The sequence below is a fragment of the Pseudomonas sp. DL genome, assembly GCF_047199225.1.
Classification (GTDB): domain Bacteria; phylum Pseudomonadota; class Gammaproteobacteria; order Pseudomonadales; family Pseudomonadaceae; genus Pseudomonas; species Pseudomonas aeruginosa.
Window position 1 is genome coordinate 4,915,485 of record NZ_CP178323.1, and the last position, 12,927, is coordinate 4,928,411.

1 protein-coding gene is annotated in these 12,927 nt (G+C 67.4%); it reads right to left on the reverse strand.

Annotated features, from left to right (window positions below):
* Window positions 1-330 precede the first annotated feature (330 nt).
* On the reverse strand, window positions 331-12,873 hold the full coding sequence (locus ACI766_RS23060) for a filamentous hemagglutinin family protein (protein ID WP_087823989.1): 12,543 nt from the start codon (window positions 12,871-12,873) through the stop codon (window positions 331-333).
* Window positions 12,874-12,927 lie beyond the last annotated feature (54 nt).

Sequence of the window (12,927 nt, forward strand, 5' to 3'; positions counted from 1 at the left end):
TCTCTTGTTTCAGAGCGGAACGCGTCTTTCTCGAACGACACGCTCATTTCCAGCAACCGGTCAGCGCAACCGGGAAATGGCCGATTCCTTTCGTTCCCGTCCCTGCCTTTCACCGCTGAATTCCGTTTTCCTCATTCACACCTGTTTGACGGCAACCCCGCCGCACCACCGAACTTTTGTCATGAAAACTTCATGCGGCCGGCCATTCGCGCGCCACCGGCGGGGACGAACGGGCATTCACCCGAGAATCGACCAGCGCCTCGGAAGTTCGCAAAAAAAGGGCCCTCCGTGGGGAGGGCCTGGCGGGTATCGTGCCTCCGCGGCGGTGCCTTACAGGATCAGGTTGCCGCGCTCTTCATCGGTCAATTGGCTGCGCGCCTGTTCGCCGAGGGCTCCGGCGCCGAGCACCTGCACGGCGCTGTCCGGGTTGTAGCCCGGCGAACGACTGGCGCCGTCGCGCGAAGGCTCCAGGCGCTCGTTGCCGAACCCGAGCACCTGCACCGTGATCACCGACGGCATGCGCTGCCGCGCGGCGGCCTGCTGCTGGCGACTGACGTCCTCCGCCGCCTGGGTCGCGGAACTCGCCGCGGCGCTGGCGGAGGTCAACGCCCCGGTATTCACCGAAGCCACCAGCGGAATGCCGCTGGACTGGCCCTGGGTCTGGATGTTCGCCGCGTTGACCACCTGCAGCGCCGCCACGTTGACGTTGCCGGAAACCCGGATGCCCGCCTCGCCGGCATCGATGGTGCCGAGCGGGGCGATCAGGTCGATGTCGCCCGGTGCCACTTCGGGAATCGGGTTGAGGGTGGCGATACCGGCGCCGGTGCTGGGCACCTGTGGCGACAGGCTGACGTTGCCCCAGGCGTCGTAGATGCGCCGCGGCGGGGTGTACACCACGGTGGTCTGGGAACCGCGACCGGCGTTGATGTCGCCTTCCGCCGACCAGGCCAATATGCTGCCGCCGAAGGTGGTCATGATGCGGCTCTGGCCGAGCAGGATGCTGTCCCGCGAATAGGCCTGGATATTGCCCTGGCCCTGGGTGACGATGCCTGCGGTGGACGGCGGCGCCTCGCCCTCGATACCGAACACCTGGCGCCCGCCGGGGCTGAGCAACTGGATGTCGCCGCCGAAGTCGGTGTGCACGCCGGCACCGCCATACATGACGATATCGCCTTCGTAGCTGATCGGATTGCCCGCCGGATCGCGCTCGGGGAACAGCGCGGCGATCGCGTTGCGCCCGCGCAGGTAGCTACCCTGGCGTACCCCGCCGACTTCGTTGTACTCGCGGCCGCCGGCCCTGAGTTCGGCGAAGTACACCTGGCGGGCGAAGATCCGCTGCTGCTCGGCGGGCAGGCCGGCGAAGAACGCCTGGGCCTGTTCCGCGTCGCCGGCGAAGCCGAAGCGCTCGTTCAACCACTTGGCCAACTCGCTTTCGTAGGTCCTGACCACCTTGCCCGGCTGCTCGGCCAGCGGGGTGCCGCCCTGCGCCAGGTTGGCCGGATCCAGGTAGCGCTCGAGGAAGGCCTGATAGTCGGCCCCCGCCGCGCCGGCCTGGAGCACGATATCGGCACCCGGCCGGCTGTCGCCCGGCACCACCGCGCCGAGACTGGTGATCGCCGCGCGATCCTCCATGAGAATGTTGCGCCCGGCGCTGATCTCCAGGGTACCGGGGCCGGCGACGTTGAAGTTGCCGTAGAGGATGTCGCGGCCGGCCTGGACCAGCGAGAGGTCGTTGGGGTCGTCGTGGACGAAGAGGTTGCCGGTGAACGAGGCATCCGTACTGATCTGACTGGGAGCGCTGATACGCTGTCCCAATGGGGTTCCGGAGGCTACGATGTCGCGCCCGGCGCGCATCCAGACGGGACCCGCACCTTCATACCAGGTTTGCCCGGCGCGGTTCCCCGCCTGCTCGCCGAAACGAATCTGCGCACCGCTATTGAGCCCGACGATATCTCCTGTCAACGCATAGAAACGCGCCGGTTGCAGATCGCGCGCCAAGCTCGCAGCGCTATCGGGGCCGAAGTAGAACAGAGGCAATCCGCCAATGACGGCCGGATTCCCGTCCGGACTGCCGTTGCCGGCTATCGGGTTGAGCAGCGCGGCATCGGAGTAGCCGGCAAATGCCGGCGTCCAGATCGATGGCAGGTTCGCAGGATCGGCACCTGAGCGTTGCACCGAATAGCCACCGGCATAAATGGAGTCTCCAGCCAGCAACTCCAGTTCACCGTTGAGCGACGGTGCCAGTAACAAGGAGTAGGGAGTGGTCGAGACATTCAGGCTCACGCCTCCCATGTAACCGCTGGAAGGACCGAGATAGATACTTCCTTCCGGGGCCGCCGCACGTACTATCGATGGATAGATGAATCGCCCATCGCTAGGCGACAGGTTTCGGCCTGCCATGGGAATAGCGTTGGTTGCCTCGACCAATTGGGTGCTGGGCGTCAGGTTGCCGCCCGCCGCAAACAGATCGATCGAGGTGTGTGCAGTCCAGAGACTGAACCAAGCGATCCCGCCCCCTTGGTAGACGCTGCCATCGGGAGCCGTGAAGCCAACGGTATTCGGCACCCCCACCCTACCGGGATCAGTCACCCCGCCCAGGACCAGGTCGCCACGGGTTTCCAGACGCATGCCAGTATCTCCGGCCACCAGGGTGAGGCCGCCCGTGGAGCTAGCCAGCGTCGGGCTGAACGCATCCCTGCTGCGCACTTCGGCGGGGTCCCGCAGTAGAGTGTCGTAGCGAGGATCGATGCCTCCCAGCGCACCACTGTACAAGCTCGCGGAACCGCGCAGATTGATGAGGGCCCCCTGCAGATCGTGAATGGTGCCGCCGCTGTAAAGACCGTCAAACCCCGAACTCGAGTAGGTCTGGGTAGCCCGCGCCTCCCGGCTCGGGTTCACCTCCCCGCCAATTCTCACATTCAGGTCACCGCCGCCGCCAAGTTGCAGCGCGCCGTCGGAGGTGAGCCGGCCAGTGCCGGCAACCGCCAAGACCAGTCCCTGGCTGCGCGGATTAAGGTTACCGGACGAAGGTATCGAACCATCTCCGCGTGGCGCGATATTGCCGGCATCACCTCCGGTTCGCATGCTGAGATTGCCGCCTCCCAGAGTGCCGAAACCGGTGAAGCCGACCAGATAGGGAGCATCTCCCTCCGCGCCACGCACATAGCTGCCGAAATTGACCCACCAGGCCGTCGGCACTCCTTCCCTGTCGGCGCTGCCCTGGCGCCAGAGCCAGTTGCCGACTGCAGCGCTGGGGGGCAAGGGGCGAATGGGATCGCTACTTGTCAGTTTCTCGGCCCATTGATCGCCAACCACATCACCGCCAACGGCGATATCGAGGTTGCCGCCATGTTCCGGATACCAGGCCTGGTACTGGCTGGTTGAGAGCACTTCGTAATCCGCGCCACCGGCGCCCAGTACCGACCCATTGAACAGACCGCGAGGCTGATTGAATCCCGTCGCGACATCGGCGGCCTGCGTTCCGGCGGTATAGACGCCGTACGGCGACCATTGCGTAAGGTTACCGGCACTGGCCAGGTCAAGATCGCCAGTGCCGGTGCGCAGCACACTGAACAACTGGTTCTGCGGTGTGACCACGGTTTTGCCGAGATTCTCGATACACAGGGACGGATCGACACTGCACCACCACAGATCGCCCTCGCCGATCGCCGTACCAGCAGGCATGCCCAGGTAATTGCCGGGCGCCCAGGTCCAGCGGGGAGGCTCGGCACAATACGGCCCCAGCCCGCAGATCCATTCATTGCTCTCGTCGACCGGAGTTCCCGGGGTGATCCCCCAGTCGGTAGCCTGATCGGTGAACACCAGCCCTCCCGAGCTCTGTTCGATCTTCGCCTGATAGTGCGTATCGGCCAGGTTCAGGCTGGCCGAGGAGTCCGGACGCACCAGACGGTTGTCGGCAGCCGCGAGATCGGCACCGGCGACCAGGCGCATGGACCAGGACTGGCTACCGGCCGGCAGCATCTCGGCCAATGCCCAGTTGCGTCCCTGGCGGACACCGTCGCTGGGCCGCAACTCGATGAAAGGCGCATCGCCAGCCAGTACCACCTCGGTCTGCGAAGGGATCAGAGAACCACGTGCCAAGGCCAGCTCTCCATTGAGCAGCAGGACATTGGGTCTGCTTGGCCCCTCGCGCAGGATGCTCGGCAAGGGCACGCCCGCAGGCCAGGTCATCGCCTGCACGCTGGCCGGTGCAGCCAGCAGGGTACCGGCACCCAGCCGGCTGCCGACCTCCAGCGTCACCCCGTCGCGCAGCAGGCTGCCCGCGGCGTACAGCAGGTTGCCGGCGGCATCGTGGATGTCCGCTACCAGCACGCTGCCGGCGGCCAGGGTATAGGGCTGTTCGAGTACCGCCTCGGTGGCCAGACGGGTGCCGGCGGCCAGGGTGGTGCCCTTGATCGGCAGGTCGTAGTTGAGGGTGCGGCCGCCGAGGAACGCGGTACCGTCGCCGAGCACCACGCCCGGGCCGGGAACCACCAGGTCGCCACCGAACGGCTGCACTCCCGGGGTGAGGATCCAGCCCTTGTCGTCCGGCGAGTCCGGCGGCGGCGCGAAGCCGTCGTTGATACTGCCGTAGAGGTTCAGGTCACCGCCGGCGCGCAGCACCAGCGCGCCGACCTCGCCGGAACCGTAGACCTCGGTCAGCGGCGTGTTCGGATTGAGGCTGGCGTAGCGGTAGCCGGACAGATCGAGATCGCCCTGCACCACCAGATCGCCGTCCGCCGTTGCGCTGACGATCTCCACCCCTGGACGCAGGTGGAAAGCATCCGCGTAGGTGGCATTGGTCAGTCCGGCCAGCTTGCCGTCGAGCAACTCGCGGTTGGCCAGCGCCGCGGCGATGAACGCGCTGCTCTCGGCATGCCGCGCATCGAGGTAAGCCTGGTCGATCACCTGGTAGGACCGCCCGCCGGCCGCCGGATCGTTGCCCCAGGGCGCATCGTCGTAACGCTGCATCGCGTTCAGGGCGATGCTGCCGGCGCCGCGGATATCCAGCGCGCCGCTGGCATCGATGGCGATGTCGCCGGCGCTGACCCCGCCCAGGCGTGGCGCGTTCAACTCCAACGTGCCACGGGCGACGCCATCAACCTGTTCCGCTGGCGCCGCGGTGCCATGGCGCAGGTCCATGCGCGCGCCGCCGGCCAGGACCAAGGTGCCGCTGCCGGAACTCAGCTCGACCATCGCCCGGTTCGGGCTGTCGATGATCTGCCCGTAGCTGTCGCGCCGCAGCAGGCTTCCATGCGCATCCAGCAGCGCGTTGCCACCCAGGCTCAGGCCGCGGCCGCCGGCCAGGCGGATCTCGCCGACCTGCGCGCCGCTGGCGTCCACCGTTCCGCTCACGCCGAGCTGGCCATTGTCGAGGGACACCTCGATGCGATGCGCCTTCAGGCCGTCGCCGATCTGCAGGTCGCCTTGCTTGAGCTGGAAGCGCCGGGCGCCGAAGACCTCGCCCTGGTTCAGGCGCTGGTTCAAGGCGGTGAACTGCTCGCTCAGGCTGCCGCCATCGCCCAGGCGCTGGGCGCGGATCTCCAGCTCGCCACCGAGGAACGGCACGCGGGTGCCGCCGGCATCGTAGTCGCCGCTGGCGCCACCCAGTATGCGGCCCTGCAGGTCCACCACCCCGGCGTCCTCGGCCAACGCCACGGCGCTCAGGGTACCGCCGCGGTTGTTGCGCGCCGACAGGTCGATCAGCGAACCGGCGGCCTGGCGGATGTCGCCGGCGCGACTGCTCAGCAGCAGGTCGCCACCCCAGCTGTATTTATCCACATCGTTGAAGCTGGCCTTGCGTCCGGCCAGATCGATGCGCGCGCCATCGCCCAGCTCCAGGTCGTCTTCGGCGCTCAGGCTCAGCTTGCCGCTGGGTAGCGAGACCGCGCTATCCAGGCGGATCTCGCGGGCGCTGAGGGACAACTCGGCACCAAGCCCGGCGGTGCCGCTGTCGAAGGTCACCGCGGCAGCGCCCGCCGGCGCCGCCAGGCTGAGGCTACCGCCGCTGCTGATCCGACTCAGCGAGCCGGCCTCGCCGGTCAGCAACGGCGTGCTCAGGCGCAGGTCGCCGCCACTGTAGCGCAGGCCTTCGCCGGCGACGTAGCCGTCCAGGCGCTGGTAGACCCGCAAGCTGCCCTTGTGGTTGGCGCTGATCCGCTCGCTGGCGTTCAGTTGCACCTCGGCGAAGCCCAGCGCCAGGCGTGCCTCGTCGGTCTCGCCGGCCGGCTGGGTATTCGCGCCGTAGCCCAGGGTGATGCGCTCGGCATCCACCCGCAGGGTTCCGCTACCGCTACCGGCGCCGCCGGCGACCGGTGCTGCGGCCGGCTGGCTGGAGCCGCTCCAGACCAGGCTGGCGGTGCGAATGCTGGCGACATCCTCGCCGGTGCCATGGCCGTAGATGGCCGGGGTGCCCAGCACCAGGTTGGCCAGGCTGGATTTGCCGGTGGCCGGGTCGTAGGTGTCGAGGCTGACGCTACCGTATATGTTGACCGCATCGCGGGCACTGAGGATCAGGTTTTCCAGGGCCGGAATACCCGCCCCGCGCTCGCCGCGCAGCAGGCGCTGGAGCACCGTCTGGTCCAGCGCCAGGCCGTTCGGCAACACGCCGCGAGCGGCCGCGTCGGCCAGCGACTGGCTGGAGCCGATATTGATCGTACTCAGCGCCAGGCTGAGATTGCGTGTCCCGTAACGAACGTTGTCGCCAAACGTCACCGTACCATTGGTGGCGATACCCAGAGTGCCCTCCGAATAGAGTTCGGTGTCGGCGCAGCCCGCCCCTTCCGCACAACCTCCGAGACGAACCGGTAACGAGCTATCCGCTGCGGGTGCCAGCAGGTTCAGCCATCCGTTGGACAAGAGCAGCAGGTTACGGCCGCCGGGTTGATAGATGAAACCATCGGACGAATCGTATGCAGTCTTGCCTTTCCCCAGAGTGCTGATGCCACTCCCGCCTTCAAGGGTGATATCCCTGCCAATGATCACCTCCGGTGCGGAAAGGTGCGCGCCCTTTCGCAGCACAACGGGAAAGAGCCGGTTGCTCCCGCCGAACTGGACGAAGTTTCCTTGCTCGCCGTATTCGACGTAGGGCAGCGTGCCAATGGCGATACGGCTGGCGCCTATTGCATTCAGATCGTCCGCAACCAACGACACGCCAGCGAAATCGGAGTCGGGCAGCCCACCTTCAGGCAGAATCTCGATGCCCGCCTCGGCATCCACGATGAGGCTGCCGCCATATCCGCTTTCTTCCGGCGTGAAGTCGACCTTCCCCTCGAAGCTCAGGGCGTTTTCCCGAAGCTCCTCATCCGCGCGCAATCCCAGGTAGAGGGATCTGGCATCCACTGGCAACATCGCTCTGGGGATGTTCTTGCGCGCGGCATCGGCGCGAATGAAATCCGCATAGCTCATTTCGTTGTACTGCGAGTAGCGGCGCAGCGTATCGGCGGAAGACAGGATGACCTGACGGCTCAGACTGTCGCGGATGGACGTGCCGGCAATCGACAACTGCCCGGACGTCGCCCAGGAGCCATTGCGCAACCCCTGCGTCGCCATGGGCGCGCCTTGCCCCGCCAGACCGTTGATCTCGACGCGGAAAGCGCCCGGCAACAGGGCATAGGTCGAAGGCAGCAAGGTGTAGGTACCGGCGGCCAGGCCGGGAACGCCATCCCCGATGGTGACCTGTTGCCCGACCAACGGCTGGATGGCGCCCGCCTCGCCGCCCAATGGCGCACTAACGGCCTGGTGTCCAGGCACGATGGCATACACCGGGTTGCTGGACAGCTCCGGCAGACGGAACCCATCATTGTCCTGCTGCACCAGGGGATGAAAACGCGCATCGGTCGAACCCCCTCTGCCGGAGATGAATCCAGCCCCCGCGAGTTCGCCGCCGCCGGACAGGTCCAGCCGCGCGCCCTGTTGCACATCGACCTCGCTGGCATAAAGGCCGACTCCCGCAACCAGTGTCCCAGCAGCGAGAGCGCCCCCGGCACCGGTCAGTTGAATGGGGACCTGGTTGACCAGATAGTTGATCCCATCGGTCGTGCCTCCATAGGGCATGACCAGCTCAGCGCCGCTGACCGAGGTCAGGCTACCCGGCAACAACCTTACCGTGCCCGGGGCACGATCCAGATTGCTGCCGAACTGGATGAGCCCCAGCGGCGCACGCACCACGCCACCCTGCTCGATATTCGATGCCATGAACGCCAGACTGCCGAATACCGACAGCGGAGTGTCCGGCAAGGACTCGCCGCTACGTTCGATAGCCAAATGCCGTTCGGCATCGAAGACGGCCTGCCCCCTCTCATCCAGTCCATACCCGGCATAGAGGGTCGAACTCGCTCCCGTCACCGGATAGAGTTGGGCCGCAGTCAGTTGCAGATCGCCGTGGGTTATCAAGCGCCCCGACGGATCGCCATTCTCTGGATAGTCGCCAGCGAAACGCAGGTCGCCCTCGCTGCGCAGCGTTACCTTCTCGAAACCTGGTCGCTGATAGCGGACAGCCTCTGCGTTGACCCCATTGATCACCCCGTCGCTACCGAATGACAAGCGCCCGGCGATATCCAGCAGGCGCCCGGCAGAAACCTGCAAGCGAACCTGCTCCGCTGTCGCGGTCGGCCCGTACGTGAGACGCGGACGAAACTCGCCAGAGGCCTGCTGCCCATACATCCCGATGCCGGAAAGGCGGACATAGGGCGCCTGCAACTTCACCTCGCTCGGCCCGCCACCTGTGGCGGCTATCGTCCCCGCGTACAGATTCAGGCTGCGCCCCATCGCAAGATCGATGTTCCCCTCGAACGACAGCGGACCGTTGCTGAACAACGAAAGTTGGTCGAATCCGCCGCCCGTCAGCGACTGCGTCCCAACTCGGCTCTGGCCATAGCGCAGAGCCGAATCGTCCATTCCCGGTTGCAGCAAGGTCGGTAATCCCGAATCGGCATGCCCTGCCGTCAGGATCAGCTCGCGCATGGCCAATACCCGGTCATCCACGACAGTAAAACCTTGGTACAGGGGAGCGTCCGCAATGATCTCCAGGCTGCCGCCCGCCGCTCCCGAGCCGCCGGCTGCGGCGCGCAACGAACCGTCAAGATACAGCCCATTGTAGGAACTGAGAGCGATGCGCCCGCCGTCGCCGGTCAGCAAAACCCTTCCCAGTCCCGGTACATCCAGCTGTGCCTGGCTGCCGGAGGCCTCCAGTCGTGCACCGGGGCGTACGATGACGAACGCATCCGCCGAGGTCGCGATCGCCTTGCCCGGATCGATCTCGCCGCCGATGACGATGCTGCCGCCGGACTGTACTTCTCCATAGCGGCGACCGCGCCCATCCACGGCAGTGACAGCGCGGCCGGCAACATCCAGCAATGCCTGCTCTCCAATCCAGATGGAGCGAGCATGGGGCTGGCCTTGCGCCTTGGGCTGATTGTCCTGGGTAACGTCGAGCGCGCCGAACTGCTGCTGGCGCACGTCGATGCGTCCGCCCCAAGCGTTCAGAATGCCATCCAAGGTGATCTGTCCGGGACCGCGCAGGACGATGGCGCGCCCCGGATCGACCTCGACCAGCGAACCGCGCCCCAGCTCCAGCGTCTGGCTGGCGGGATCGAGCTGCCCGAGGATATTGCCGTCGCCGCCTGCCTGCAGGTACAGGTCCGCCCCTTCGCGTTGGACCAAGCGTCCGGCCAAGGCATCCTCTAGGTACAGCGGCGGTATCCAGGCCTCCAGCGCCTCTCGCGGCGCCTCGCCAGCCGCGACCTCGCCGGCCCCGCTGGCGAAACGGTAGACCGGCCGCGCGACCCGCACCTGGGCATCCTCGGCTACCGTCAATCCGGAGCGACCGACCACCCGGTAGCTGGCGAAGCCCTGCTGGAAGAAATCTTCGGCCAGTTGCAGGCTGCCATCCCCGAGGTCGTCGCCGCCGATCCGCACCTTGCCGCTCTGCAGCGACAGCGTGCCGGCGCCACTCGTGCCGAGACCATTCAATGTGCCGCCCAACTGCAATTGGCCATCGCTGGCCTGCGCCAGCCCGGCACTGGCGTGCAAGGCGATGTCGCCGCCGCGTCCGCCCAGTCGTTTGCCGTCGGCCAGCAGCGCCGCCCCGGACGACACGTCGAGCAGACTGCCCTGTCCCAGGCTCAGGTCGCCGCCGCTGCGCAGGGAAATCCGTCCGCCGTCGCGGTAGGCCAACGTATCGTTGTCCTCCGGCGCCAGCAGCAGGTTGCTCCACAAGCCGCTGGCATCCAGTCGTACACCATCGCCCACGCGCAAGATGCCGGCTTCGCGGCCGGCATCGACGAAACCATCGATCGTCCCGTTCGGGGAAATCTGCGCCAGTACGTTGCCGGCCTGCAGGCTGCCGCCATGAGCGGTGATGTCGGCGTCGATCGCCACGTCGTTGGCGAACAGGATCGCCTCGCCGCCATTGGCCAGGGTCAGCGCGCTGTCGACGCGGATGCTCTCGCCGGCCGCCACCTTCAGGCCGCCCAGCTGGAAGCCGTTGAGCAGTTCGCTGTCCAGGCTCAGGCGGCCCTGGCGCTCGGCGGCCACCGGAGCGTCCAGGGTCGGCTCCTCGGCCGCCACCTCGCCGGCACCGATGACCACCTGCTTGAGGCTGCCGGCATCGGCGCCGAGAGCGTACTCCAGCAGGCCGCTGCTCTTCACGTAGTAGGGGGTGTAGCGCCCGACGACCAGCTGCGCGCCGCGCGCCACGGCATTCTGCGACTGGTTGTAGCCGTCCAGGCCGGCCTGTGGCGCTTCGGTCTGCCGCTCGCCGCGATAGGTATCGCCGACCACCTGGCCGTCGAGCCGCGCATTGGCGCTGCCGATCACCAGACTGCCGGCGTCGCGGCCAACGCTGTAGCCGTTCTCGTAGCGCTGGGTCGGCGCGATCAGCGGATTGTAGAAATAACGGGTCTGGTCCCAGCGCTCGCTGTGTGCCTCGTAGCCGCGGTAGATGCCGTCGTAGAGCAGGTCACCCGGCGCCGAGCCGAGTTCGTAGAGGCGTCCGTCCGACCCCTTCAGCCAGGTCTGGCGGATGTAGCCGCCCTGCACATCGAGGGTTCCGCCGGACAGGTTGATCTGTGAACCGGCCTGGGTCACCACGTCGTTGCCGGTGAAACTGACGATGCCGCCCTGGGCCATCCACTCGCCCGCCGAGTGGCCCTGGGTGCCCAGGTAGCCACCGACCTCCAGCAGGCCGCCAGCGGTGTACCAGCGGTCGCTGGCATAGCCGTTGGTGCCGGCAGGCACCCGTACCAGGTCGCGCACGTCGACCCACACGTCCTGGCTGTTCAGACCGCCGCCCTCGCGGTTGACCGAGGCGTCGCGCTGCTCGTTGCCGCGCACGTTGACCTTGATGTTGTTGGTCTCCATGGCCACCTGCACGCCTTGCGCGCCGGAGACATCGATCACCGCGCCGTCGCGCAGCAGCGCGCGCTGGCCAGCGTTGACCGCCACCTGGCCACCGCTGGCGAGGGTGATGGAGCCGTCGCGGAAATCGACGCTGCCGGCGGAGTCGATCTCCACCCGCGACAGGTCGCGGCGGTCGTCGTCGCCCCGACTGACGGCGGCACTGGAGCCGTTCAACGGCTTGAGCAAGGCCTCGCGCTGGCTGTCGAGGGCGGCGCTGCCGCTGCTATCCACCAGGATGGCGCTGGTGGCACCTTCGGCCAGGGTGATCCGCTCGCTGGCCTTCAGGTGCAGGGTGCCGCGGCTGTCCACCGAACTGCTGGAAAGCAATACGCCGGCCTGCTCCACCTCGCGGCCGCTGAGGCTGATATCGCCGGTGGCGGCCTGCACCAGGCCGCTGTTGCGCACCCGGCCGGCACTGCTGTCGGCGGCGAAGCCCGGCAGCACCTCGTTACCGCGGGTGGTGGAGGTCAGGTTGCCGTCGGTGCCCTGGCCACGGCGGATGACGAAGCTGTCGCCGGCGGACAGGACCGTCTGCCCCTTCGGTGTGACGATGCTGCCGGCGTTGTCCACCTCGCTGCCGAGCAGCAGGACGTAGCCGCCGCCCCTGGTCGAGCCGGACGGCGCTGCCGTACGCAACTGTGCCCCCTGCTCCACGCGCACGGCGCCGGCCGCGTCGGTGAAGGTCGGACGGCTGCCGGCGTTGTCGTAGTAGAGGCCGCGCTGACGGAACTGTTCGTCCGAGATGTTCGCCGCCGCCACCGTCAGGTTGCGCACGTCCACCTGGCTGCTGCCGGAAAACACCACGCCGTTGCGGTTGACCAGCATCACCGTGCCGTCGGCCTTGATCTGCCCCTGGATCTGGCTGGGCCGCGCGCTGGGGTCGTTGACCCGGTTGAGCAGCGCCCAGTCGGCGTGCTGCTGGAAGTCCACGGTGGTGTTGCGGCCGACGTTGAAGGTCTCCCAGTTGAGCACCGCCTTGTCGGCGGTCTGCTCGATGCTCACCGTGGTCTTGCCGGCGGCCTGGGTCTGCACCGGTCCCTTGGCGTTCTGCCAGGCCTGCTCGAACGGCAGCGAGGCGTCGACCTTGAGGCCGCCCTCGCCGAGCCCGTCCGGAACATCCTGCGGGAGGTTCGGCGCCGCCTGGCGTCCGGCGGCCTGGGCGGCCTGCTGGGCGGCAATGGCGGCGACGGTGTTGTTCAGGTTGGCCATCGAACGCTGCAACTGCTGGTTGACCCGCTGCTGCTGCGCCAGCGGCGGCGGCGCCCCCGGCAACTGCGCTCCCGGTCGCGGCGCCCCGGCAGCGCCGCCCTGAGCCGCGCCCTTGGCGGCGAACCAGGCGGCGCTGAACGGCTGCCCGGCGGCCTGGGCGCCCCCTGCGACCAGCAGCAGGGCGATGGCCTGGGCCAGCGGCTTCAGGCGCGGCGCGTAAAGCGCGCGGGAGGAACGGGCGGACGACGGCGAACGGGACGGCATGGCGAAGGGGTCCTTGAGCATGAAGTCGGTCGGGCGCCCGCAACGACGCCCGTT

What these genes read in the sequence shown, in the direction of transcription:
- ACI766_RS23060 (WP_087823989.1), bottom strand. Translation starts at nt 12,873, where the DNA reads ATGCCGTCCCGTTCGCCGTCGTCCGCCCGTTCCTCCCGCGCGCTTTAC.